Origin of the sequence: Streptosporangium sp. NPDC000509 (assembly GCF_042898365.1) — a bacterium.
GTDB lineage: Bacteria > Actinomycetota > Actinomycetes > Streptosporangiales > Streptosporangiaceae > Streptosporangium.
In genome coordinates this window covers 1-22,234 of sequence record NZ_JBIAYX010000030.1, presented here as the reverse complement: position 1 = coordinate 22,234, position 22,234 = coordinate 1, and the positions used below count along the sequence as shown (strand labels likewise).

General features: G+C 70.0%; 20 protein-coding genes. 8 read left to right on the top strand and 12 right to left on the bottom strand.

Annotated features, from left to right (window positions below):
* Window positions 1-157: 157 nt before the first annotated feature.
* The gene (locus ACFY3D_RS37245; RefSeq protein WP_389988941.1) at window positions 158-802 is read left to right on the top strand and encodes a GNAT family N-acetyltransferase; all 645 of its coding nucleotides are present in this window, start codon (window positions 158-160) and stop codon (window positions 800-802) included.
* Between the two features lie 278 nt (window positions 803-1,080).
* On the opposite strand, the gene ACFY3D_RS37240 is transcribed toward ACFY3D_RS37245, so the two are convergent.
* Complete coding sequence (locus tag ACFY3D_RS37240) at window positions 1,081-1,566, bottom strand: hypothetical protein (RefSeq protein WP_389988939.1); 486 nt, start codon at window positions 1,564-1,566, stop codon at window positions 1,081-1,083.
* Window positions 1,567-1,871: 305 nt separating this feature from the next.
* On the opposite strand from ACFY3D_RS37240, the gene ACFY3D_RS37235 reads away from it, so the two are divergent.
* Window positions 1,872-4,970, top strand: coding sequence for a BTAD domain-containing putative transcriptional regulator (locus tag ACFY3D_RS37235; RefSeq protein WP_389988937.1), 3,099 nt, complete (start codon window positions 1,872-1,874; stop codon window positions 4,968-4,970).
* A gap of 314 nt (window positions 4,971-5,284) precedes the next feature.
* Here ACFY3D_RS37235 and ACFY3D_RS37230 read toward each other — a convergent pair whose 3' ends face one another.
* A complete protein-coding gene (locus tag ACFY3D_RS37230) occupies window positions 5,285-6,757 on the bottom strand; it encodes a methyltransferase (RefSeq protein ID WP_389988935.1) in 1,473 nt (490 codons plus the stop codon).
* A 140-nt stretch (window positions 6,758-6,897) separates the two neighbouring features.
* Here ACFY3D_RS37230 and ACFY3D_RS37225 point away from each other — a divergent pair, with 140 nt between their 5' ends.
* Window positions 6,898-7,209: a hypothetical protein gene (locus ACFY3D_RS37225; RefSeq protein WP_350941761.1), complete on the top strand. Its 312-nt coding sequence runs from the start codon at window positions 6,898-6,900 to the stop codon at window positions 7,207-7,209.
* 61 nt (window positions 7,210-7,270) lie between these two features.
* Here the strand turns inward: ACFY3D_RS37225 and ACFY3D_RS37220 are convergent, their stop codons facing one another.
* Both ACFY3D_RS37220 and ACFY3D_RS37215 read right to left on the bottom strand, forming a co-directional pair.
* Window positions 7,271-7,867 (bottom strand): TetR/AcrR family transcriptional regulator, encoded by a 597-nt coding sequence (locus ACFY3D_RS37220; protein ID WP_389988933.1) that lies wholly within the window; start codon window positions 7,865-7,867, stop codon window positions 7,271-7,273.
* 271 nt (window positions 7,868-8,138) lie between these two features.
* Entirely contained in the window at window positions 8,139-8,807 is a 669-nt protein-coding gene (locus tag ACFY3D_RS37215; RefSeq protein ID WP_389988931.1) for a GNAT family N-acetyltransferase, read from the bottom strand.
* A gap of 88 nt (window positions 8,808-8,895) precedes the next feature.
* Between ACFY3D_RS37215 and ACFY3D_RS37210 the strand changes: the two genes are divergently transcribed.
* Window positions 8,896-9,462, top strand: coding sequence for a winged helix-turn-helix transcriptional regulator (locus tag ACFY3D_RS37210; protein ID WP_389988929.1), 567 nt, complete (start codon window positions 8,896-8,898; stop codon window positions 9,460-9,462).
* Here ACFY3D_RS37210 and ACFY3D_RS37205 read toward each other — a convergent pair.
* Window positions 9,374-10,069, bottom strand: coding sequence for a VC0807 family protein (locus ACFY3D_RS37205; RefSeq protein WP_389988927.1), 696 nt, complete (start codon window positions 10,067-10,069; stop codon window positions 9,374-9,376). The two genes, ACFY3D_RS37210 and ACFY3D_RS37205, sit on opposite strands and share 89 nt — an antisense overlap.
* Window positions 10,070-10,255: 186 nt before the next feature.
* Between ACFY3D_RS37205 and ACFY3D_RS37200 the strand changes: the two genes are divergently transcribed.
* Window positions 10,256-11,320, top strand: coding sequence for an SURF1 family cytochrome oxidase biogenesis protein (locus ACFY3D_RS37200; RefSeq protein ID WP_389988925.1), 1,065 nt, complete (start codon window positions 10,256-10,258; stop codon window positions 11,318-11,320).
* Here ACFY3D_RS37200 and ACFY3D_RS37195 read toward each other — a convergent pair.
* Both ACFY3D_RS37195 and ACFY3D_RS37190 read right to left on the bottom strand, forming a co-directional pair.
* Window positions 11,317-12,033 carry a hypothetical protein gene (locus ACFY3D_RS37195; RefSeq protein WP_389988923.1) on the bottom strand — a complete coding sequence of 239 codons (717 nt, stop codon included), beginning with the start codon at window positions 12,031-12,033 and terminating at the stop codon, window positions 11,317-11,319. The genes ACFY3D_RS37200 and ACFY3D_RS37195 overlap by 4 nt on opposite strands.
* Window positions 12,034-12,054: 21 nt before the next feature.
* Window positions 12,055-12,741, bottom strand: a complete 687-nt coding sequence (locus ACFY3D_RS37190; protein ID WP_350941770.1) for a hypothetical protein — start codon at window positions 12,739-12,741, stop codon at window positions 12,055-12,057.
* Window positions 12,742-13,265: 524 nt separating this feature from the next.
* On the opposite strand from ACFY3D_RS37190, the gene ACFY3D_RS37185 reads away from it, so the two are divergent.
* The gene (locus ACFY3D_RS37185) at window positions 13,266-14,462 is read left to right on the top strand and encodes an amidohydrolase family protein (RefSeq protein ID WP_350941772.1); all 1,197 of its coding nucleotides are present in this window, start codon (window positions 13,266-13,268) and stop codon (window positions 14,460-14,462) included.
* Here the strand turns inward: ACFY3D_RS37185 and ACFY3D_RS37180 are convergent.
* From ACFY3D_RS37180 to ACFY3D_RS37170, 3 genes are all read right to left on the bottom strand, one after another.
* A complete protein-coding gene (locus ACFY3D_RS37180; RefSeq protein ID WP_389988920.1) occupies window positions 14,443-14,796 on the bottom strand; it encodes a YkvA family protein in 354 nt (117 codons plus the stop codon). The two genes, ACFY3D_RS37185 and ACFY3D_RS37180, sit on opposite strands and share 20 nt — an antisense overlap.
* A 140-nt stretch (window positions 14,797-14,936) precedes the next feature.
* Complete coding sequence (locus ACFY3D_RS37175) at window positions 14,937-16,352, bottom strand: amidase (RefSeq protein ID WP_389988918.1); 1,416 nt, start codon at window positions 16,350-16,352, stop codon at window positions 14,937-14,939.
* Between the two features lie 4 nt (window positions 16,353-16,356).
* The gene (locus ACFY3D_RS37170) at window positions 16,357-17,325 is read right to left on the bottom strand and encodes an LLM class F420-dependent oxidoreductase (RefSeq protein WP_350941777.1); all 969 of its coding nucleotides are present in this window, start codon (window positions 17,323-17,325) and stop codon (window positions 16,357-16,359) included.
* Between the two features lie 898 nt (window positions 17,326-18,223).
* Here ACFY3D_RS37170 and ACFY3D_RS37165 point away from each other — a divergent pair.
* Complete coding sequence (locus ACFY3D_RS37165) at window positions 18,224-18,346, top strand: hypothetical protein (protein ID WP_389988916.1); 123 nt, start codon at window positions 18,224-18,226, stop codon at window positions 18,344-18,346.
* Between the two features lie 314 nt (window positions 18,347-18,660).
* Here ACFY3D_RS37165 and ACFY3D_RS37160 read toward each other — a convergent pair whose 3' ends face one another.
* Both ACFY3D_RS37160 and ACFY3D_RS37155 read right to left on the bottom strand, forming a co-directional pair.
* Window positions 18,661-19,428, bottom strand: a complete 768-nt coding sequence (locus ACFY3D_RS37160) for a hypothetical protein (RefSeq protein ID WP_362898282.1) — start codon at window positions 19,426-19,428, stop codon at window positions 18,661-18,663.
* 161 nt (window positions 19,429-19,589) lie between these two features.
* A complete protein-coding gene (locus tag ACFY3D_RS37155; protein WP_389988914.1) occupies window positions 19,590-20,264 on the bottom strand; it encodes a TetR/AcrR family transcriptional regulator in 675 nt (224 codons plus the stop codon).
* A gap of 409 nt (window positions 20,265-20,673) precedes the next feature.
* On the opposite strand from ACFY3D_RS37155, the gene ACFY3D_RS37150 reads away from it, so the two are divergent.
* Window positions 20,674-21,648 carry a hypothetical protein gene (locus tag ACFY3D_RS37150; protein WP_389988912.1) on the top strand — a complete coding sequence of 325 codons (975 nt, stop codon included), beginning with the start codon at window positions 20,674-20,676 and terminating at the stop codon, window positions 21,646-21,648.
* The last annotated feature ends 586 nt before the right edge of the window (window positions 21,649-22,234 follow it).

The following is a 22,234-nucleotide window of genomic DNA, read 5'->3' as shown; positions in this document are numbered from 1 at the left end:
GAGGGTTCCCGCGACAGGTTCTCCACGGGGTTTCAGCGGCTCCCACCTGCGATTTCTCCGTGGAGAGGCCCACCCGTCACGGACGTCCCCCGATGCTCACCAAGATGTCTCGCACTGTTTGACATCAGGCGTGGTGAGGAGCCCCCATGATGTGCTCATGCCCGCTTTCGTCACCCTGTCCGGGCGCCTCGTGCGCCTGGAACCGCTCAGCCTCGCGGTCGTCGACGACCTCGTCGCCGCGGCGAGTGAAGACCGTTCCACCTATGCCTTCACTCGTGTCCCCAATGGCCGGGACGAGATGGTCTCCTATGTGGAGGCCGCTCTGGCTGAGCAGGCGGAGGGCCGCACGATGCCCTTCGCCATCCGGTGGCTTCACACCGATCGCGTGGTCGGTGCCACCCGTCTCATGCACCTGGAGTACTGGCAGGGGCCCATGCCCTGGCCGCCGGGCGCTCGTGGGGCGGTGGGCGATGTCCCGTCCGTGGCGGACATCGGTTACACCTGGCTCTCCGCCTCCGCGCAGGGAACCGGTATCAACCGCGAGAGCAAGTATCTGATGCTCTCCCTCGCCTTCGAGACCTGGCAGGTCCACCGCATAACCCTCAAGGCCGACATACGGAACGTACGCTCCCGGGCCGCCATCGAAGCCCTCGGCGCACACCTCGACGGTGTGCGGCGGGCGGAGAGCCGAGGCGCCGACGACACGGTCCGAGATACCGCGTACTACTCGATCTTGAGCGCGGAATGGCCGGTCGTCCGAGAACGGATGCACGCGCGGATGGGCCTCGCCCAGGCCGCGTGAGACGGACGCCTGACAGGTGCGGGAATACGAGGAGAACGGTTGACCGAAAAGGCCATAGTTATATAACCAGAGCAAAACATTTCAAATAGCACTTTGATCACTTAAAGGAACAAAAGGCCCGCCCGAATTTTCGGGCGGGCCTGGTGTTCGTCCGGTGCCGTAGCGAGTCGCGGCTCACATGACCACCGGGTCGAGCGGAGATCGCGGGCGGGGGAGGACACTGGTATATGGATACCACCGGTACGGGCTACCGGATGGGTTCGCCGAAGACCTCTGGGTCACTCCTCGTCGTCGGAGTCGACCTCGTAGATGTAGTTCCACTTACCGCACAGCGTCTTCTTGGCCTGGTGCCTGTCCCAGTAGCAGACCCTGACCTGCAGGTTGTCGACCTCGTCCGCGACGTAGTGGAAGTTCTGGTAGCCGCTGGTGCCGCACTTGCGCGCCCAGGTGTAATCCTCGTCGCCGTCGTGGTTCTCGAACTTGAACTGGGCGTAGCCGCAGAGCCGGCTCGGCGAGTACTTGTCGTAGAGCCTGCCCTGGACGTGGAGGCGGTCGGCCCCGTCGACCCACACGCTCCCCCTCGCCTTGGCGCGGGAGTCGTCGTAGTACTTGGAGTAGTAGTAGCCCCAGGGCTCCGCGTCGTAGCCGCTTGAGGCGGTGAGAGTGGCGGCGGCGGAGGCGGGGGAGGCGAGGGCGGGAACGCCGATCGCGACAACGGCGGTGGCGGCGGCGAGACCGAGAAGTTTGCTGATCGAGCGGCGCATGATGGTTCTCTCCTTGAGGGGTGCGGCTCCTTTCTTTCTTCAGGAGCCATGGCTCATTGATAGGCGCGCATGCCTGCATCGCACTTACAGAGCCTTTATCCATGCCTGCAATCCGCTGACATGTCGGGCACGGCCGCCCCCGTATGGGGCCATGCCCGACAGCGCCAAGCATCCGCCGCGGGGCTCAACGGCCGATTGACGTGCAATCAACGTCCCGGCGAACAACCAACCCTCCGCCTACGAGGGAAGCGACGGAGGATCTATCATTTGGCCATAAAACTTTCCTTTGGGCGGAGATTCGGGAAATGGCTGTTCAGGGCAGCGGAGACGGACTGCGGTTCGCCGTGCTCGGTCCTGTCCAGGCATGGCGCGACGGCTCCGAGCTCGATCTGGGCACCCCACTGCAACGTTCCATCCTGGCGATGCTCCTGCTCAGGGAGGGTCGGGCGATCACTCCGGCCGAGATGATCGACGCGATCTGGGGAGACGACGCCCCGCCCCGCGCGCTCGGCGCCCTGCGCACCTACGTCTCCCGGCTGCGCACGGTGCTGGAGCCCGGCAGGTCCCCGCGCACCCGTCCCGAGCTGCTCACCTCCGTCGGCAGAGGCTACGCGCTGCGGCTGAACGACAACTCCTTCGACCTGCTCCTCTTCGAACGCGGTGTCCAGGAGGCCGAGGCGGCGCGCCGCGAGGGCGCCCTGGCCCGGGCCGCGGAGAGCCTGCGTGCGAGTCTGGCGCTGTACACCGGCGATCCGCTCGCCGGAGCCGTCGGCCCGTACGCCGAGCACCAGCGCGGACGGCTCGCCGAGCGCCGGATGAGCGTGCTCGAGGTCCTGATGGACCTCGACCTGGAACTGGGCAGGCACGCCGACGTGCTGTCCGAGCTGATCGCGCTCACCGCCGACCACCCGCTGCGCGAGCGGCTCCGAGCCCAGCTGATGCTCGCCTACCACCGGTGCGGGCGCAGCGCGGAGGCGCTCGCGGCCTTCGCCGACACCCGCGCCACGCTGATCGAGGAGCTGGGCATCGAGCCGGGCTCCGACCTGACGAGCATGCACCAGCGCATCCTCACCGGTGACCCGGCCCTCACGCCGACCCGGCCCGTCCCCGCCGGAGCCGCCGGAGCCGACGAGGTCACGGCACCGTCCGCGCAGGAAACCCCCGAGCCGGATCCGGAGCCCGCGAGGGCGACGGCGACGCCCCCGGAGCTGCCGCGACCGGCGCAGCTGCCTGCCGCCGTGAACGACTTCACCGGCCGCCGCCAGATCATCGCGCGGCTCCGCGCGCTGCTGTCGTCCGGTGGCGGCTCCGAGGGTGTGCCGGTGGCGGCCATCTCCGGTATCGGCGGCGTGGGCAAGACGGCCCTCGCCGTACACGTCGCCCACGCGATGCACGACCTGTTTCCCGACGGTCAGCTCTACGCCGACCTGCGCGGATACGGCGAGGAGCCGACCGCGCCCGAGTCGGTGCTCGCGGCCTTCCTGCGCGGGCTCGGCCTGCCCGCCGACGCCATCCCCGACGGCTTGGCCGAGCGGTCCGCGCTGTTCCGCTCGCTCCTCGCCGACCGTCGGATGCTCGTGCTGCTCGACAACGCCCGCGACGCCGACCAGGTGAGCGAGTTGCTTCCCGGCTCCGCCGGGTGCGCGGCGATCGTGACCAGCCGGGGCAAGCTCGCCGATCTGGCCTCGGCCAGGCTGATCGACCTGGACGTCATGGAGCCGGAGGAGGCCCTCGCGCTGTTCGGCATCGTCGCCGGCGTGGAGAGGGTGGAGGCCGAGCGCGCCGCCACCATGGACGTGGTCGCCGCCTGCGGCTTCCTGCCGCTCGCGGTGCGGATCGTGGCGGCGCGCCTCGCGGCCAGACCCTCCTGGACGGTCGCCTCCCTGGTGCCCCGGCTCGCCGACGAGCGCCGCCGCCTGGACGAGATGCGCGTGGGCAACCTCGCGGTGGAGTCGACCTTCGCCCTCGGGTACGGCCAGCTCACCCCCGCCCAGGCCCGCGCGTTCCGGCTGCTCTCCCTGCCGGGAGGCCCGGACATCTCGATCGGGGCCGCCGCCGGGTTGCTCGCGCTGGACCCGATGGACACCGAGGACCTCCTTGAGTCCCTGGTGGACGCCAGCCTGCTCGAAGCCCCGGCCCCCGGCCGCTACCGCTTCCACGACCTGCTCAAACTCTTCGCCCGCCGCGTCGCGGAACGGACCGAGAACGCGGCCGAGGAGAGCTGCGCCGCGGGCGAGACGAGGCGGGGCGAGCGGCGCGGAACCGGTGTGAGCGTGACCGTCGGCGGGGAGAGCGAGGCGGCGCTGCGCCGGCTGCTCGACTTCTACCTGGCGTCCGCGCGCTCGGCGCACCGCCTCGCCTACGAGGGCAGCACGATGGCCGACCTGCTGGGAGTCACGGGGACCGGTCACGTCTTCGCCTCCGCCGACGAGGCGGTGGCCTGGCTGTCGGTGGAGGCGGAGTCGCTGTTCGCGTCGATCGCCCAGGTGACCTGCGCGGACGAGGCCGACGAGCTGCTGCCGGGGGCCGACCTGCTGCTCGCGATGGAGCCGCTGCTGGAGTCGGGGAGCCACGCCCGCGAGTTCGAGGGCCGGACGAGGGAGATGCTGGCCGTCGCGCGGCGGCTCGGCGCCGTCTCCAGCGAGCTGCGCTGCCGCTACGTGCTCGGGCGGGTGCTGTTCGGCGCGAACCGGCTCGCCGAGGCGGAGGAGGAATTCCGTACGGCGCTGGAGCTGTCGGCCGGAGGCGATCGCATCGTCACCGGCGAGACGCTCAACGCGCTCGCCGTCGTGGCCGGGCGCCGGCGCCGCCACGCGGAGGCCCTGGCCTGGTTCGACTCGGCGCGCGAGGCGTTCAGAGAGGTCGGGGCACGGGGCGGGGAGGCGCTGACGCTCAGCTACTCCGCCCGCGACCACCTGTTCCTGAAGCAGCCGAAGGAGGCGATCGCCGCCGCCGAGCAGGGGCTCGCCCTGTTCATCGAGATGGGCTCCAGCGCGGGCACCGCGAGGGCTCGCTACCACCTGGGGATGATCCTGTCGCGGGTCGGCCGGCTGAACGAGGCGGTCCACCACCACGCCGAGTGCCTCGCCTTCTTCAGGGCCAGCAGGCAACGAGTCTGGGAACAGCGGGTCTGCTCCCGGCTCGCCGAGACGTTCATCAACGCGGGCCGTTTCACCGACGCGGCCCGTCACGCGGAGCAGGCGCTCACCGTGAGCCGGGAGATCGGTCACCCGTACGGCGAGGCGCAGGCCCTGTCGGTGTTAGGCACCGCGCTCAACGGGCTCGGCGAGGTCGAGCGTGGCCGGGGCTGCCTCGAACGCGCCTACGACCTGTTCGGCAGGCTCGGAGCACCTGAGGCCGAGGATCTGCGTCTTCTGCTGGAGCGCGACCAGGTCGACAGCTGATCCCAGGCCGTCGTACAGGTCGTCGTCGAGACGCGTCATCCAGACGTGGTTGATCACCGGCGTTCCCCTCGAAGTCGGACCCCGTGTTTCGGGGCGGGTGTGGAGGTCCGGCCGGCCGTCTGACCCGGGCGACGCGTAGGGGGCCCGGTCATCCGGTGCGTCGCCCGCGGGTCGGCCGCCTCACTGTGACGGCCGGCCGGACATGGCACGGACCCCTCACCCCCCGGGTCCGTGCCCCACGGCCAGAGCTTCGCCCACGGGGTTTGCCATCCGATTGACAAGCGATAGCGGCGATATCCACAGGCTGTGGACAGTCACCCTGTGGATATGTGGAAAAACCCTTCCGCGATCAGCGGGCGGAGCGCCGAGGGAGCCTTCGCCCGCAGGTCATCGTGGTCCTCGCCGGTCAGTTCCGCGATCGCGGCGAGCAGCGGATCCAGTGGATAACCACCGTCGCAGACCCCCGCGAGCGCGGCTTCCACGGTCCCGACCACGGCCCTGCGACGCAGCCCCCCGCTCTGCCTGAGCACGATCCGCGCCGGATCCTCCGCACCCGGCGGGCCGATCCGCTCCTCCAGCACCCCCTCGGCCACCGCGAGCCTGGCGCCGAGCAACTCGGCGTCACTCAGCCGGTGCGCCGTGGCGATCGCGCCGAGCACCTCGTCCACATATCCACCGACCGGCAGTTCCACCGGCCCCCCGTACTCCTCCACCCGCACGACCGGATCGAGGCTCCCCGAGTCGTTCAGGGTGATCCAGCCGAAGCCGATCCCGGTGACGTTCGCGGCCTCGAACCAGCCGAGCCAGTCGTCGTAGAGTTCGCGATGACGCGAGGTGCCCTGCTCCGCGGCGTCCCTCAGCCACAGCTCGACGTACTCGGCGGGATCCTGGACGTCGCGTTGCACCACCCAGCCGTCGCAGCCCGTCCCGGTGAGCCAGCCGCCCACCCGGTCACGCCAGTCCTCGCCGTCGACGTGCAACCAGTTCGCCAGCAGGTGACAGGTGCCGCCGGACGCGAGGTGACGGGGTGCCCGCCGGACGAGGTCACGGCAGAAGTCGTCGGCGTGGAAGCCGGACTCACGGTAGGTGAACCGGCCGGCCGGGGAGATCACGAACGGCGGGTTGGAGACGACCAGGTCGAAGCGGTCGTCCTCGACGGGGTCGAACAGGGAGCCGAGCCGGGCGTCGACACCGGTGATCCCGGACAGCGCCCAGCTGATACGGGCCAACTCCAGCGCGCGTGGATTGACGTCGGTGGCCGTGATCTCCTCCGCCCTGCCGGCCAGGTGGAGGACCTGCACCCCGCACCCGGTCCCCAGGTCCAGGGCGCGCCCGACGGGACGGCGGGAGGCGAGCTGGGCGAGGTTCGCCGAGGCGCCACCCGCGCCGACGACGTGGTCCGGGCGCAGGGCCGGGTCTCCCGGCCGCACCTTGCGGTCGGAGACGACGTAGCCGCCGGGGGCGTCGGCGGCGCCGTCGGTGTCCCAGGGCTGCAGGTGGACCGCAGAGGTGACCCGGCCGTCCTCGACGGTCACCAGGCCCGCGGCGACCAGTTCCTCCACGGGAAGGGCCGCCGGCACCCGTCGCGCCTCCACGGGGACGCCGAGCCACCACAGCCGGATCAGGGTGGCGAGCGGGTCACCGTCCGCGGTGGCGCGCAGGGCGGGCACCGTCTCCTCGCGGGAGAGCGCGGTGGCGGCGACGTCGCCGAGACGCTCGCGGACGCCGTCGATGGTGTAGCCGGTGTCGAGCAGCAGCCCTCGGAGCCGGCCAAGCAGATCGTTCACGGGGCAATCCTCGCACCGGGCACGTCCGAACGCTCCCGGTGATGAGACTGTTACCCACCGAGGTAAGCGTTCTGCAAGCGGACTTCAAGCGGTAAGCGGTACTTCTTGGTAGCCGCACCACACGCTTCAAAGGATCCTTGATGTTGATCCCCTGCTTCGCCTGCGAGACCCGTTTCCACCCCGATGAATACTTCCGCGCCTGCCACGACTACCACCGTGGCAAGGACCTGGTCGCATGGACCTGCCCGCGGTGCGGCAATCGGGATGAGTTACGGGTCTTTCCCGGAGAACTGGGGTTCGGCTACGCCCGGCGTGGCGGGTTCGACGTGTCCGACCGGGTGCTGGTGCCCGGCCTGCGGCGCCGACGTCAGGACCTTCGGCTGGACATCTCACTGGACGAGGACGTCTGGCGGGTGTCGACGCGGACGCGTCAACTGGTGGGGGCGCGCTGATACCGCTCCGGCCCGGAAAAGCCCCCGTGATCCGGGCCGGAGTATCAGCGGCGCCACGACCTCAGGGGTTTCGCTGCCTCAGGCTCTGCCAGGCCGCGTCACAGAGGCCGCTGATCTCGTCGGGGGTGGGCTGGTGCGCGCCGGCGAACCACAGACGGCACATCTCGGTGGCCGGTCCCAGCCAGAGCACGTAGCACATCGTCGGGTGAACGGGCTGGAGCAGGCCGTCCTTCATGTGCGGACGCCACCAGTCGGAGACCTTCCTGAAGAACGCCCTGCGCGACTCCGACACCTCGGTGCCGCCCGGCTCGTCGCGCCTGGGCGGCCGCTCGCTGATGAGCAGGTGCGCCCGCTCGCGGTGCTCGCCGCTCCAGGACATGTGCATGGCGACGATGGCCTCGATGCCTCCCCGAGCGCTCTCGTGACGCTGGAGTTCGGCGAGGAACGCCTCCTGGTACATGTGCAGGGTCTCCGCGTACAGGACGCCGAAGACGTGTTCCTTGCTGGCGAAGTGGTGGTAGAAACTGCCGACGCTGACGCCGCTCTCCTCGCGGAGGCTCGCCAGGGTGGTGGCCGAGACACCGTCCTGGCTGAATCGGCGGAGAGCCCCCTCGACGATCCTGGTGCGGCCGTCGCGTCCGTTCTTGGCGGTCTTCACGGATCCATGGTGAGGCAACAGAACCTTGTTCCGCAAACTGCCCGGAAACCGGCTTGGACCATGTCGATCATACCGCCCGCCCTCGGGGCCGCGTCGTCGTCCCGGCGCCCGGCCACCCGGCCGCGAAGCGGTGTTCCCACGCCTCCGGCCAGGAGCCTCCGTCCGGTGAATCCCGGTACGGCCCGCACGGGAATCGGCCGGACGGGTTCGGTGCAGACCCCGTTCGGCGAACCCCGGGACGACCCGCGCGAGGACCGGCCAGGGGTGGCGTTCAACGGAGAACCTGTGCGGTCACCTCGACCATGCCGGAGGAGGCACGCATGGTCGCCTCCGGCCACATCCCGCGGACCATGGACAGGACCTCGCGGTTGTCCCCGAGCACGTCCATCCCCACCGTCACGGCACCCCTCGCCTCCGCGCGGCGCATCAGGGTCCGGATGAGCCGGGAGCCGATCCCCATCCCCTGCCACTCGTCGCTCACCACCACGGCGATCTCGACGTCGACCTCCTCACCCCGACAACTCATCGCGTGCCCGACGAGCACGTTCCCCCGCACGGCGAGCAGGGCGTCGCGCCGCTCGTCCACCGCGAGCAGCGTCCTGACGAAGCTCGCACTCGGGCGGCTCATCCCGGCGAAGAACCTCAGCGCCCGCGTGCGCGGCGACAGCCCTCCGAGGAAGCGGCGGATCCCCTCCTCGTCGCCCGGCCGCGCGGGCCGGATCTCCACGGCGGCCTCCGACAGCGCCGCGACGTCCCCCAAGGTCTCCCCGACACTTCCGGACACGTCCCCGGATACGGCCGTGCCCGCTCCGGCCTCCCGTGTGACGTGCCCGGATGCGGCGAGGATGCCCTCGGCCCCCTGGGTGACGTTCCCGCACACGACCGGGATGCCGGCGGCCCCCGGTACGCCACCCGCCGACACCAGCTGAGTTCGCATCATGAACTCAGACTCTCGCAGCACACCTGAGTATGTCAACTAGACTTAGACCCACGTTGGAGGTGGTGCGATGGCGACTTACGATTCGCACATGAATGCGGCGACTCCCGGCGACCTGCCCCTGCGGATGGACAACTGCTCCATCGAACGTGCCCTGGGCGTCGTCGGCGAGAAGTGGACGTTCCTGGTGCTGCGTGAGGCGTTCGGCGGCGTTCGGCGCTTCGCCGACATGCAGGCCGCCACGGGAGCGCCCAGGCAGGTGCTCAGCGCCCGGCTGACCCGGCTGGTGGAGGAAGGGCTGCTGCGCAAGGTCCCCTACCGCGAGCCCGGCCAGCGGCAGCGCGACGAATACCGGCTGACCCAGATGGGGCTCGACCTCTATCCGACTTTGATGGCCCTGATGTGGTGGGGCGACCGGTATCTCAGCGACGCCGCGGGACCGCCGCTGCGCATCACCCACCGCGACTGCGGCGCCCTGGTCGAACAGCACTTCCGGTGCGCGGAAGGGCACGAGGTGTCCGGCCCGAGAGAGGTCACTCCGGTGCCCGGTCCCGGAGCGCGCCTTCGCGCTACAGCCCCCGCGTCTCCGGACCCGGTGCCGAAGCCTCCGCAGGCCACGTCCCCCGCGTCGTCTCCAGCCTCCGCAGGCAGTGCCTGAAGCTGAGCACCGAGACCAGCGCCACACCGCCGAGCAGCACCGCGACCGCGGAGGTGCGCACCAGGAGATAGGTCTCCAGGGTCTGGCTGAGCAGCAGCCACAGGCTCAGCGCACCGTTCAGCAGTTGCGCGCAGCCCCACAGCACCGACTGCGACACGAAGAAGCGGCGCATCCGAGGATGCTCCATCACCTGGTCGGGCAGCGGCACGAGGTCGGCCACCACCCGCCGGATCAGCGGCCTCCGCAGCGGCGCGGTGAGCAGAAAACCCATGCTCACGCAGAACACTCCGAGGCAGGGCTGCAGGAAGAACACGATGGGATTGCCCGTCGCCAGCGTCAGCGCCACCCTCACGGTGATCGTGCCCGCCGCCAGCAGCAGCGTGCCGGGGGCCTCACCGCCCTTCACCAGCCGCCAGGCGACGCCGCCGTAGACCCACGCCGCCGCCACCGCCAGCGCACCGTTCGCGTTGGTGAAGACCAACGCGACGTAGAAGATAAGAACGGGAAGGATCATGCTCTCGAACACCCTGGGGACGGCGTGCCGCAGCAGGACCCCGATGCGGGGGAGTACGAGCGGAGCCGGAGGGGCGGGCATGAGCACGGTCATCAGGGGCGGGCTCCGGAGGTGATGGAACATCCCGAGGGGAAAACTCAGACGACCGTATGCGATGCCCGAAGTGTCCGGTGAGCTTTCCTGACATCCGAGGATCAGGGGTCCCGGGAACTTTACTACGCCCCAAGGCGTATCCGGCCATCCCCGGAGGCCCACTCGGAGGACGGGGCGATGCCCCCGGTGCCTACTCTTGATGACGTGTACCGGTTCCTGCTGACTCCCCGATGGCTCGCTCTCCACGTGGTGGTGCTGCTGGTCATCCCCGCTTTCGTGCTGCTCGGCCAGTGGCAGTTCGGGCGTTTCGAGGAGAGATCCACCAGCAGCCACCAGATCACCGGCAACCTCGCCGCCGCCCCCGTCGCCGTGGAAGAGCTCACCTCACCCGGCGGCACCGTCTCCACGCAGGACAAATACCGCACCGTCCTGGCCAAGGGGACGTACGACGCCGGCGCCCAGCTCCTGGTCCGGCGCCGCGTCCAGGACAAGGCGGTCGGCTTCTACGTGCTGACCCCGCTGGTCACGGCGGACGGCACCGGCGTGCTGGTGAACCGTGGCTGGGTCAGGGCGGGCAGCACCGCCGACGCCCTCCCCGAGGTCCCCGCACCCTCCTCGGGTGAGGTGACTGTCACCGGCAGGCTACGTCCCACCGAGACCGAGGAGACCTCCGGCATCCGCGACCGGGCGGGCCTGCCCGTGGGGCAGGTCCTGCTGATCAACACCGAGGCGATCGGACGCGGCCTGCCGTACCGGCTCCTCGGCGGCTACGTCGACCTGATCGAGCAGTCGCCCGCGGCCGCCGTCGCTCCCGCGCCCGTCCCCGCGCCGGACGTCGGCGAGGGGGGCGGCCTCAACCTGGCCTACGGCGTGCAGTGGTGGTTGTTCATCGGGGTCGCGATCGGCGGCTGGGTCCTGCTGATCCGCAGGGAGGCCGCCGACCTCAAGACGGCCGCGACGGCATCCGGCGAACCCGGGCCGGGCGAGCCTGGAGACGGAGAGCCCGGAGACGGAGAACCCGGGCCGGACGCACCCTCCAGGTCCGCAGCGCCCTCGGTGTCCTCGGTGTCTCCGGGGTCCTCAGGAAGGTCCTCAGGAAGGTCCTCCGCGCCCGACGACTCCTCCGACGAGCCCTCCTCGCCCGACGACTCCGCAGAGTCCGCCGAGCCCGCTGCGTCCTCCCCCTCCGGCGAATCCACCGAGTCCGCCGTGTCCTCCCCGTCCGGCGAGTCCGCCGACCTCCGCGCCTAGTTTCCGACGAGGTTCAGCAGATAGCCGAAGGCCGACACCAGGCCGAGGGAGAGCAGACCGACTCCGATCGCCAGCAGGAAGCCCCGGCCGCCGCCCAGCCGCTCGCGCGGCGCGGGACGTCGCCCGGCCGCGAACCAGAGCGGGCGGGGTTCGAGCAGCAGGAACAGGAGCGCGCCCACCTGCCCGACGGTGAAGAGCCAGAGCCAGGCCCATCGGTTGCCCAGCCGGGGCGTCGAGCCGAGCATGATCAGAAACGCGAGTATCCAGCTCCCCATCAGCCACGGGCCGCCGACGGGCCCCGGCATGTCGATGACCCAGCCGGGCACCCATGCCGCCCCGCCGAAGTGGACCCGCTCGATCACCATGGCCTGGCTCGACCCCAGGTCCTTCCTCAGTTCCGCCCACGTGTAGGCGGACGAGCCCTCCGCGGGCGGCTCCAGTCTGATCTCGCGCCAGAGCAGCGGGCCCTGGGCCCACAGGACGTAGGAGATCACGCCGCTCCGCCCGTCTCCCATGGCGTATCCGTCGTACTCGACGAGGGAGACGCGGTCGGCCGCGGCCGCGGCGCGGAGTTCGGCCCGCGTCCCCGGCAGGGGAGTGACGCTCAGCACGGTGATCAGGACGCCGAGGGCCAGAACGATCAGGAGGACCGAACGGACGGCCAACCCGGCGATCCGCCAGCCGCGACGGACCTGCGGCGTTTCACGGGTCATACCTTTGTTTCTACTTTACGATCACGCGTTCACCATCGACAGGCCGAAAAGGAGCGCCACCGCGATCACGAACCCGCGTGTCCCGTCGATCCTGGCCGGCGCGGGCAGCGCCTCGTACGGAGCCCGCCACAGGGGTCTCGGCTCCAGCAGGACGTAGAGCAGCGAGCCGCCGGTGAGAAACATCCAGAACCACGCCCAGCGGCTGGCGTAGCGGGGGTTCGGCCGGGCCAGCATGAGCAGCCAGGCCAGGATCTCCGCCGCCACCGCCACCGGGGCGAACGGCTCCCACCACCGTCCGTAGGCGGGCGAGCCCGCCAGTGCCCTGAAGCCGTCGGTGCGCACGATCTCCACCGAGGGATCGGCGACGGCGCGCACCTGGGCCATGAAAGCCTCCTGGCGGCGTTCCAGGGCCTCGGGGACGAGGCGGGTGGTCTGGGGATCCCAGACGTCGTCCGGCTGGTCGAAACGGGCCTGACTCCAGGAGAGCGGCCCGTGCGACCAGGTCAGCGTGCCGTAGGCGGGCCAGTTGCCGTCGTAGACGATCTTCGTCACCTCGCCCGCCCGCAGGTCCGCCAGGAGTTCGACCGCGGGTCGCAGGGGAGGGGCCTGGTTGATGTGGACGATCACCGTGGAGAGCGCGAGCACGAACAGCAGCGCCACCCGCGCGACGTACGGGATGTCGTCCCGTGCCGGAATCACCACTCGCATCCCCGCCCCCATCGGCCCCCATCAGGCGAGGCCCGCCGCTGCATAGACTAAACGGCGGGTCGGGCTCGCGCGGGTGTACGACTCCCGCCATGCGCCGGGGACGTGCGGGGTTCTCGCCCACGAACCTTGGATATGGACAAAAAGAGCATCTTTTCCCTCAAGTATCAACTTATAAAAAATCCTGATACTGGGGCGATCCCTGGGTAGGCGCACCCCCGGGCCCGCCACGGGCGGCACCCTTCCGGCGGGCCCGTCCCGGGGCCGCCCTCCACCCCCCTCGGGTGGTCCCGGGCCGCGACACAGGACACCGCGGGAGGTGGCCGCGCGGGCCGACTGGGGAGGCCCCGCGCGGGACGGTCGGGAGGCACCGTGAAAACGGTCTCGGCGAGTGTCGCGGAAGGCAGTTACGGAGCGTCATAAAAGGCGTGATGGGGACATCGCAGAAGACGTCACGAGAGACAGAGATACCAAGCGGAGACCTTGCGGCTTGATGAGTGTTATTCCAGCGGAATACGGTTGACCGTGTGACTACGCCGCTGCTCCCCGATCCCGAGCCAAGGCGGCGGGACTATGTGATCATTTCAGCCGACGACCACCTGATCGAGCCGCCCGACATGTTCGACGACCGGCTGCCGGAGAAATACGCCGACCTGGCGCCCAAGGTGGTCGAGACCGACTCCGGTCACCAGGTCTGGCGTTACGGCGGGGCCACCTACCCCTGCGCCGGGCTCGACGTGGGCGCCGGCCTGCCCCGCGAGCAGTGGACGCTCGATCCTGTGCGGTTCGAGCACATGCGTCCCGGCTGCCACGACGTCGAGGCCCGGATCGAGGACATGGACCGTGCCGGTGTCTGGGCCGCGCTGTGCTTCCCCGGCATGCTGGCAGGGCAGTCCGGCATGGTCTTCGCCAAGACCCGCGACCAGGAGCTGGGCCTGTCGGTCCTGCGCGCGTGGAACGACTGGCACGTGGAGGTCTGGGCCGGCACCTACCCGGAACGGATCATCGCCCTGCAGCTGCCCTGGCTGACCGACCCCGAGGTGGCCGCCAAGGAGATCCGCGACAACGCCGCGCGCGGTTTCAAGGCGGTGCTCTTCCCCGAGTTCCCCACCCGGCTGCGCCTGCCGTCCATCCACAGCGACCACTGGGACCCGTTCTTCCAGGCGTGCGAGGAGACGGGCACCGTCGTCTGCCTGCACGCCGGTGCCGGTTCCTGGGCTCCGGTCCCCTCTCCGGACACGCCGATCGAGGCGATCACCACCCTGATGCCCGCGAGCGCCATGTTCGCCTGCGCCGACTGGCTCTGGTCGGGCGTCCCGCTGCGCTTCCCCGCGTTGCGGATCCTGATCGTGGAGGGCGGCGTGGGCTGGCTGCCGATGCTGGCCGAACGGGCCGACTACGCGCTCGACCACCCCGTGGCGGGGGAGGCCTCCTGGGAGGGCGGCCTGAAGCCCAGCGAGGTGCTGCGGAGAAACTTCTTCTTCGGCACGCTCAACGACCACGCCCTGTCGGGGGTTCGGCTCGCCGTCGGGCTGGAGCACGTGCTGCTGGAGAGCGGCTACCCGCACTCCGACTCCACCTGGCCCGACACCCAGCAGGCCATCGCGACGAACCTGGGCAGCCTGCCGCCCGCCGACATCGCCCGGGTGGCCTACGGCAACGCCGCCCGCCTGTTCGGCCACCCGCTGCCCTCACGTGCCTGGCTCAGGATGGAACAGATCTGATCCCCTCGCGTGCGATCCCCTCGCGCTCCCAGTCGACGTAGCGCCCGCCCTCACCGAGCAGGGAGCCCATCAGCCACAGGAAGACGCCGAAGTCGTCGGCCACCCCGACGAGGACCAGGAAGTCGGGGACGAGGTCGACCGGCGAGATGATGTAGAGAACGCCGAGACCCATCATGGCCAGCTTGCCCTTGGTCATGCCGGGATACCGCCCGTTCATGACCGCGCCGATCATCCTGGGGAGGGCGCGGAGACGGGTGCCGAGACCGGGCGAACCCGGCTTCGTCACCTCTCTGTACGCCCGCCACGTCTGCGCCGCGCGTGCCACCTTCGCCATGGAATCCTCCTCGGAACCACGTTCGTCTGGCTGCGTACTACCCCGCCGCCTCACGATATAACGTGTGATTTTCCCCTTGGGTTCCCGGACACTCTTGGCTTCCCGGACACCTTTGGGTTCCCGGACGGCGGGCAGGACGGTCAGCGCATCGCCGTGTGCAGGAAGGGCCGTTCCTCCTCGATCTGGGCGGCCACCCGGACGAGCAGGTCCTCCCGCCCCGCGGCGGCGACCAGTTGTACCCCCACCGGCAGGCCGTCCGCCGTGCGGTGCAGCGGCAGGGAGATCGCGGGCTGCCCGGTGGCGTTGACGGGCGAGGTGAACGACACCGCGCGGTTGGTGCGGCCCCGCGAGGTGCTGACGTCGTCGGCGGGCAGCCGGCCGAGGCGGAAGGGCGCCACTCCCAGGGAGGGCATGAGCAGCAGGTCGTGCGACTCCCACCAGGCGGCCATCCGCCGCCTGAACCCGTCGATCCAGTCGCGCGAGGTCACGTAGCCGACCGCGTCGAGCTTCCTGCCCGCCGCCCCCAGGATCCGGTTGCGCTCCTCCAGTTCGTCGAACTCGACGGGCCTGCCGCGCCAGCGCCCGATGTCCTCCAGATCGGCGGCCACGTGGGCGGCGACGATCGTGCCGAAGTGCGTGGCGAAGCCTTCCTCGGCGAGCGCGGAGGGTCCTCCCGGCTCGACGTCGTGACCCAGCGCCTCCAGCAACCCGGCGGCCTCGGTGACCGCGGCCACCAGGTCCGGCTCCGAAGGGACGTCCCCGTCCGGGTGCTCGGTGAGGAAACCGATCCGCAGCCGCCCGGGATCCGCCCCGACCTCCTCGGCGAGCGGACGTCTCCAGGCGGGCGCGCCGTACGGGTCGCCCGGCATCGTCCCGGCGATCACGTCGAGGGTCGCCGCGCTGTCCCGCACCGTACGGCAGAGCAGGCCCGCGGACGAGAAACCGGCCCAGGGCTCACCCGCGGACGGGCCGGAGCTCACCCTGCCCCTGCCGGGTTTCAACCCGACCAGCCCGCACATGCTCGCCGGGATCCGGATCGACCCGCCGCCGTCGCTCGCCGTGGCGACCGCGACCATGCCCGACGCCACCGCCGCGGCGGACCCGCCGCTCGATCCTCCGCTGCTGTAACGAAGGTCGTACGGATTGCGGGTGGGGCCGAACGCCACCGGCTCGGTGGTGATCGCGGTGCCGAACTCTGAGGTGTTGGTCCGTCCCAGGATCGTGAACCCCGCCTGGCGCAGCCTGGTCACCGCGTACCCCTCGCGCTCGGCGAAGATCCCGTCGAGGGTGCGCGATCCCGCGCGGTACGGCTCCCCGGCCATGCTCCAGCCCAGGTCCTTCAGCAGCGTCGGCACGCCCGCGAAGGGGGCCTCGGGATCGACCTCGCCCACCTCGGCCAGTGCCCGTTCGAACCTGCGGTGGACGACGGCGTTGATCGCGCCGTCGCACGCCTCGATCCGCGCGATCGCCGCCTCGGCGAGCTCCCTCGGGGAGATCTCCCCTTTCCGCACGGCTTGCGCCTGCCCGAGGGCGTCGAGCTTCAACAGGTCGTACAAAGGGTCACTCCTCGACGGGGGCCAGATCTCGTACGGCCTGGGCGATCGGGACCCCGCCCCCGGGAATGGGGGCGAGGATCGGGGTGTCCAGGCCGTTGCGCACATACTCCCGGATCCGGCTCCGGCACGTGGCCGCGTCGCCGTGCACGATGAGATCGTCCACGACCTCGTCGGGGATGGCCTTGAGCGCCGCCTGCCGGTCTCCGGCCGCCCATGCCTCGTGCATCGGCCGCAACACCTCGCCGCGCCCCAGCCAGTCGTGGAAGGCGGCGTAGACCGGGACGGTCAAATAGCTCGCGAGCATCCAGCGCCCGAGCTCGCGCGCCTTCTCCGCGTCCTCACCGACGCACACGAACAGCCGGGCGATCAGCTCGGTCTCCGGGCCGACCTCGGCCCGCACCTTCCGCACGTCCTCGGGCGAGAGCCAGTTGGTGATCGCGCCGTCGGCCTCCTCGGCGGCCAGACGCAGCATGCGGGGGCGGAGCGCGGCGAGCACGATCTTCGGCGGAATCTTGGGGGCGCGCTCCAGCTTGAAGCCCTTGACCTCGAACGTCTCGTACCGCTCGCTGATCTTCTCGCCCGCGAGGGCTCCACGCAGGAAGCGCAGGGTGTCTCTGGTCCTGGCGAACGGCTTGACGAACTCCCCGGCGTTCCAGCGTTCCACGATGGCCGGCGAGGAGGCCCCGATGCCCAGGACGAAGCGTTCGGGGGCGAGGTCGGCGAGCGTGGCGGCGGACATGGCGAGCAGGCCGGGCCCCCGGGTGGAGACCGGGACGATCGCGCTGCCGAGCCGCATCCCCGGGGCCCACTCCGAGGCCATCGCGAGGGGTACGAAGCCGTCGACACCGTTGACCTCGGCGGACCAGGCGTCGGTGTAGCCGAGTCCGGGAAGCTCGGCGATCAGGTCCTTGGAGGCGGCGAGCGAACGGTCGTAGAAGGGAATCGTCATACCCCAGCGTGGGCCTGTGGTCATCGTGCCGCCTCCGTGTTCTGCGATCGCAGCCGGGAACCCTTCCTCGAAACGATATTCCGAGGGAGAATCCGGCCCGATCCGGGTGCCGTCAATGGCCTCGACCGTACCAACCAGACGGTATGTGACCAAAAGAATGATCCACACCGACCGGCCATTTAACCCCCCATCACTTTCCGTATGATGTTAGAAACCTTGGGTGACGAAACATCGGCGGATGAGCCGGCGACGGGGCCTGCTCAGTGTGGCGGCCCTCATGAGCTGCATGACGATTCCCGTTCTGATCGGAACGCACCCCAGTTGGGCGAAAGACGGGACGGGATCGCCCGTCCCGCGAGACGCCCCGCATCTCCGGATGTCGCACGCGGCCCTGAGCCCGACCTCCGGCCGATCTCCGCTCCCCGAGCCAGGCCCGTCCTCCTCGCCTCTCCCTCCGTCCGGCCTTCCACCCGGCCCTGGCCGTCGACCGCAGCCGGAAACCGGGCGCTCGACCGCTCCGCACCCCGCGCCGAAGCCCGAACCGGACTATCCGACCGCGCCACCGCCGAGGCTCGACGTCAGGGAACCCCCCTGGTGGCACTGGTGGCACTGGTGGGAGCCGAAGCCGGATCACCCGGCGGACATACCGGCCAAGCCGAAACCCGAGCCGGAGCCGAAACCAGCGCCCGAGCCGGAGCCCGAACCGAAACCCGAGCCGACGCCAGTGCCCACACCGGAGCCCACGCCGGAGCGGCCGACCCCCACCGCGTCCTCTTCACCCATCTCCGAGCCCTCCCCACCCCCAAGGCCCCGGCCTCTCCCCGTTTCCGCCCCCGAGACGGTCGTCACACCGACGCCGAGTCGCATCCCTCGGCTCAGGGCGACGCCCTCCGGTGCGCCTCCCCTCCTGCGGCAACGACTGGTGCTCGATCGCTACACCGAGCGGCGCAAGGGGACCGACAGGAAGCTGGTCCTCCTGGTGATGTCCACCGGGGTGATCTCGGTCAGCGCGGTCACCGCGCTCAACCGCAGGGGGCGCGGATAGCCCGGCCGGTGGCCGGACCCGCAGGCGATGCAGCCCACCGTGGGAGATCCACACGGTACCCCCGACGCCTACCCGAGGCAGGGACCGCCCTCACGGTGAAGCCCGCGTGGGAGATCCACGCGGTGTCCCCGGCGCCCGCCCGAGGCGGGCCCGCACGTACGTGAAGCCCGCCGGCGAGAGATCCACCGGCGGGCTTCCACGCCGTCGTCAGCGCCGCATCCGCGCCAGGCCGGATCCGCGCCGAGCAGCGACCGGACCGGACACGTTCGCACCGGGCAACGGCCCACGGCCGGACCGGTGACGGGAAAGAAGGGCTACGGCTGCGCGGGGAAGTGGCCGTCGATCTGGTCGTACTGTCGCTGCGCGCTTTTGAACGCGTCGGGGTCGACGGCACCGAGCCCGCTGAACGGGTGGCTGATCAGGATGATGAAGCACACGCCGATGACGACCACGGCCACCCGGACCAGGTCGGCGATGATCGACGAGGCCGTGGGCCGCACCCCGAGGGTCCAGGGCAGCGCGATCACCAGGAGGCCGGAGAGGATCATCGAGATCACGAAGATGCTCTCCAGACTGGCACTCGCGTCGTCACCTCGTATCACGCGGGCGTGGGAGACCTCGGAGATCCGGTCGAGCGTGTCCTGCTGGAGGTTCTTGCTCTCGTCGCCGATCGGGCGGAGCCTGAGCACCGTGGCCCGCATGTCCGCGAGGGTCTGCCCGGGGATCGGGGACATCTCGCTGTCGGCCATGAGCGGCCAGTCGAGGGCGATGCTCTGCGCGGTGTACTGCCGGATCTGGGAGCGGACGGGGGCCGCCTCGGGGATGGGCGCCACCGACCAGTACATCTCGGTGAGGCTCTCGGCCTCGGCCTGGACGTCGGCCTCCGACACCGAGAGCGCGTCCCGGCACAGGACCGCGGCGTAGGCCAGCACCAGCAGGTAGACGGCGAGGGCGAGGTTGGCGGAGAAGTCGACGGACGACGCGCCGTGCTCGCCGTCGTCGTACCCCTTTCTCCTGAGGACCCGGAACGCGATCAGCGCGATCGCGACGGACACCACCACCAGCACGGCTACCCAGCCCATGAGACTCCCTTGAAGCAGTCATCGAATAAGCTACTCAGAGTAATCAGATCGATACCGTTGTTCATGGAGTTCCATGGAGTTCCGTGGAGTTCCGTGGAGTTTCTATGGAGTTCAACGCGGTTTCGTGAAGTCCCAGGGAGCCTCAGGGAGTTTCGTGGGATTCATTCGCGAAGTTCGTGAACCCCCGCGATGAAGTCACGGGCGACCCCGCGCAGTCCGGGCAGGTGCGAGAGCCCCACCAGGCGGTCCACCAGCGGGACGGTGAGCTCGATGAGCCGGTGTGTCCGTCGGCACCCCTCCGACTCGTCGTGCACCCAGAACAGGACGACGCCCATCGACATCAGCCAGAGCAGCTCGGGAAGCTCGGCCCGCAGCTCGCTGTCCATCCGGTCGGAGGACCCTTCCACGACCCGCCGATAGATCGCGATCGACGCGTCCCGGGAGGGTGAGGACTCGGCGCTGAACGGGTTGAGCGGGTTGTTCGGCTCGGCCGCGTGCTTGAAGAACTTCACCGCGAACTCGTGGTACGGCTCGGACACCCGTACCCACTCCCGCAACACCCCCGCCAGCCGCGCGGCGAACCGGTGCTCGGCGGCCAGCAGTTTCTCGCACGCGGCCTCGTGCTCGGCCTGGGCCCGGTCGTAGTACGCCTGGACCAGGATCTCCTTCGAGGCGAAGTAGTAGTAGGCGTTGCCCACCGAGACCCCGGCCTCGGCGGCGATGGCCCGCATGGTGGTCGCCTCGTATCCACGTTCGCGAAAAAGCCGCAGGGCCGTCTCCACGATGACCTCACGGGTCCTGTCCGATCCACGGGTTCTCGGGGTCGGCTCGGTCATAGGGCGCTCGTCACCTATCGATTGGAGCTGGGAGAACGTGCTCATCCGGTCTTTCTCCACTGGACGAACCCTAGATCATCCGTCCCGCACCGCCGGGGATGAGCCCAGGGAACGACCTTAGGCGCGCCACATTGCCCCCGCCACTCATATCCGTGATTGCTCCGTCACTCTCGCCGTCGCGCCACCCCGCCCCCGTCCGGCGCGCTCCCCGCCAAGGACGTGATAGTGGCGCCATGCACGACAAATACGGATATGTCACTTATCGCCGAAAACGCCGTCTCAGCAGGTCATCGAGCTGCCCGATCATTCCCACTACCGGGCAAAAATCACTCTTCGTGAGGGATCATCCGGGTTCGGGGGTGGGATTGATCCTTTTGGCGGAAGGGCTCCCGCGACAAGGGATACATAAATGGGGACATGTCCCTGTAGGCAGCGGGCTGCCCGGTTCACCACCGGAGCACTGCTCGCTCTGCAGCTGTCTTTCATCGCATCGGCCCCGCACCACAGCGCGACCGCGGAGAGCGGGAACGCGTCGGCCGACGCGGCGATCGTGAGCCGGCCCGTCGCGGCCGGCCCGGCGGAGGTACGCCGGTCCACGATCATCGGAGTGTACGACATCGCCACCCTGGAAACCTCCCGGCGCTACCTCCGGGAACTGTGTCATTCGATCGCCGTTCAGCACGGCCGGGAGCCCACGGCCCCCCTCTGGCCCGAGGAGGCCGCTCCCGCGGACGCACCGCCCCGGCCCTCCGGAACCACCGCACGAACACGCACCGCCGCCCTGACAGGCGCGGCCGAGAGACAGACGCCCCCCCGCACCGAGGAAGCCACCCTCCGGAGCGGAGGAAAGACCGCGGTGGAGGCCGAAGAAAACGCGCGGGCACCGGTCGCGGCCGCTGCTGAGGAGCAGGTCTCCGCCGTCCTCGAAAAGCCGTCCGAGGCGAGGCCCGCCCAGCGGCAACAGGCGCAAAAGGCCCAGCATCCCATACGGCTCCAGCAGACGGACGCCAAGCGGCTCCTGCGAGAAGCGGGCCTGACCTGGTTCTCCTCGGGTAAGTGCGCGAACCGCAACGGACCGCACTGCACCTCGCTGGAGGCCGTACGATCCGCGACCGTCTCCAGCGCCATCGAACTGAAGCGCCGCAGCGGTTGCCCCCTCGTCGTCACCGGTGGCACCGAGGTGGGCCACGCCCCCGGCCCCTACAGCCACTACGAGGGCTACAAGCTCGACATAAAGCCCAACGCATGCATCAACCGCTACATCACGAAGAACTACCCACTACAGGGCGTGCGAGGTGACGGAGCCCGCCTGTACGGCCAGTCGGCGACCTCGGGGCCCCTCTTCGCCCGCGAGGCGGACCACTGGGACATTCTCTTCCGCTGATGGAAGTCACCGGGTCAGCTGATTGGGCAGAATCGGTGCCTGGTAGCCGCCGGTGAGTGAGCACCTTCATCCGCTGGACCGATGTTCGAGTCCCGAGGTCAGGGCCTTGATCACTGATGGGATGTCTGACCGGACTTCCACTCGACCGGGCCGTTCAACCAGGCTGTCACCGGTATCCGTGCCGGAGCCGGGGTTTCACCGGGCCTGCGCTCCCGTCGGCCGGGCCACCGCCGCTCCTGACCCGCGCCGGCCCGGCGGATCCCGCCGGTCATCGATCCGCGACCGTACGGATCCCACCGATCCCGCGGCCACGCGGATTCCGCCGGCCCGCAGGATCATCGCAGGATCACCGACGACTCACCGCCGCGCGGGATCCCGTCGCCCGAGGTCCGAGCCTTCAGGACCGCGAAGGCCGTACGGTGGCGGGGGTTTGCCCGTCGTGCACCCCCCCCTACGGCCCGGGGCAAAAAAAACCACAACGCCCCCCCCCAAAACCCCGTAACACCCCCCGTCCCGGGGGGGCCCCAGGGGGGGGTTTGGCGGAACCACATCCCCCCCCGGGGGGGGCCGTGCGTTGGGGGGGGGT

Excerpts from the sequence above, each read along its gene's own strand:
- ACFY3D_RS37170 (WP_350941777.1), bottom strand. The coding sequence starts at position 17,325 with ATGACCACAGGCCCACGCTGGGGTATGACGATTCCCTTCTACGACCGT.
- ACFY3D_RS37180 (WP_389988920.1), bottom strand. The coding sequence starts at position 14,796 with ATGGCGAAGGTGGCACGCGCGGCGCAGACGTGGCGGGCGTACAGAGAG.
- ACFY3D_RS37155 (WP_389988914.1), bottom strand. The coding sequence starts at position 20,264 with ATGACCGAGCCGACCCCGAGAACCCGTGGATCGGACAGGACCCGTGAG.
- ACFY3D_RS37205 (WP_389988927.1), bottom strand. The coding sequence starts at position 10,069 with ATGACCGTGCTCATGCCCGCCCCTCCGGCTCCGCTCGTACTCCCCCGC.
- ACFY3D_RS37190 (WP_350941770.1), bottom strand. The coding sequence starts at position 12,741 with ATGCGAGTGGTGATTCCGGCACGGGACGACATCCCGTACGTCGCGCGG.
- ACFY3D_RS37240 (WP_389988939.1), bottom strand. The coding sequence starts at position 1,566 with ATGCGCCGCTCGATCAGCAAACTTCTCGGTCTCGCCGCCGCCACCGCC.
- ACFY3D_RS37245 (WP_389988941.1), top strand. The coding sequence starts at position 158 with ATGCCCGCTTTCGTCACCCTGTCCGGGCGCCTCGTGCGCCTGGAACCG.
- ACFY3D_RS37160 (WP_362898282.1), bottom strand. The coding sequence starts at position 19,428 with ATGGGCTGGGTAGCCGTGCTGGTGGTGGTGTCCGTCGCGATCGCGCTG.
- ACFY3D_RS37235 (WP_389988937.1), top strand. The coding sequence starts at position 1,872 with ATGGCTGTTCAGGGCAGCGGAGACGGACTGCGGTTCGCCGTGCTCGGT.
- ACFY3D_RS37210 (WP_389988929.1), top strand. The coding sequence starts at position 8,896 with ATGAATGCGGCGACTCCCGGCGACCTGCCCCTGCGGATGGACAACTGC.
- ACFY3D_RS37195 (WP_389988923.1), bottom strand. The coding sequence starts at position 12,033 with ATGACCCGTGAAACGCCGCAGGTCCGTCGCGGCTGGCGGATCGCCGGG.
- ACFY3D_RS37150 (WP_389988912.1), top strand. The coding sequence starts at position 20,674 with ATGGGGACATGTCCCTGTAGGCAGCGGGCTGCCCGGTTCACCACCGGA.
- ACFY3D_RS37225 (WP_350941761.1), top strand. The coding sequence starts at position 6,898 with ATGTTGATCCCCTGCTTCGCCTGCGAGACCCGTTTCCACCCCGATGAA.
- ACFY3D_RS37215 (WP_389988931.1), bottom strand. The coding sequence starts at position 8,807 with ATGATGCGAACTCAGCTGGTGTCGGCGGGTGGCGTACCGGGGGCCGCC.